Annotated in this window: 1 rRNA gene; it reads right to left on the reverse strand. The window is 55.9% G+C overall.

Features of this window, described 5'->3' with window-relative positions:
• Positions 1 to 950: ribosomal RNA gene (locus IEY38_RS21135) — 16S ribosomal RNA — on the reverse strand; the annotation flags it as partial.
• Positions 951 to 1,015 lie beyond the last annotated feature (65 nt).

The raw sequence follows: 1,015 nt of genomic DNA on the forward strand, positions 1-1,015 counted from the left end.
GTCATTACTACTGTCGGGACCGGTGAGATGTCCGGCGTTGAGTCCAATTAAACCGCAGGCTCCTCCGGTTGTGGTGCTCCCCCGCCAATTCCTTTAAGTTTCATCCTTGCGGACGTACTTCCCAGGCGGCTCGCTTATCGTCTTCACTACGGCACATCACGTGCTCATGGCGCGTGACATACCTAGCGAGCATTGTTTACGGCCAGGACTACCCGGGTATCTAATCCGGTTCGAGACCCTGGCTTTCGTCCCTCACTGTCGGGTCCGGTCTCTCAACGTGGTTTCCCCATTGGTGGTCCGTCCAGGATTATAGGATTTCACTCCTACCCCGGACGTACCCGTTGAGTCTCTCGGCCCCAAGCTGTGTAGTTTCCACCGGACGTCGACCAGTTGAGCTGGTCGATTTCCCAATGGACTTACACAGCAAGCTACGGACGCTTTAGGCCCAATAATATCGGCCATCACTTGGACTGCCGGTATTACCGCGGCGGCTGGCACCGGTCTTGCCCAGTCCTTATTCTTGCACCACCTTACGGTGCAGAAAAGCGAGGGCTATATGCCCTCACACTCGGAGTCCCCCTATCGCACTGTCGTGCAGTGTAAAGGTTTCGCGCCTGCTGCGCCCCGTAGGGCCCGGTATCTTGTCTCAGATACCGTCTCCAGGCTCTTGCTCTCACAACCTGTACCGATTATCGGCATGGTGGGCCGTTACCCCACCATCTACCTAATCGGCCGCAGCCACATCCTACAGCGCCGGAACGTTTCTAACTCTCGGCACTCCAGCCTGAGAGTTATATCCGCTATTGGCCTCAGTTTCCCGAGGTTATTGCGGTCTGTAGGGTAGTTTGGCCACGTGTTACTGAGCTATATGCCACGAGTCTAAACTCGTGCGACTAGCATGGCTAAATCGGACTCCGATAGCAATGGCCTCCGGCAGGATCAACCGGAATGTGCTGATATACATCAGCGGCGGAAGTGGTTGCACTCCGTCGGAAGCTAACACACTGGTTCCTAC

Source organism: Haloarcula sebkhae (genome assembly GCF_014647415.1).
GTDB classification, from domain to species: Archaea; Halobacteriota; Halobacteria; order Halobacteriales; family Haloarculaceae; genus Haloarcula; species Haloarcula sebkhae.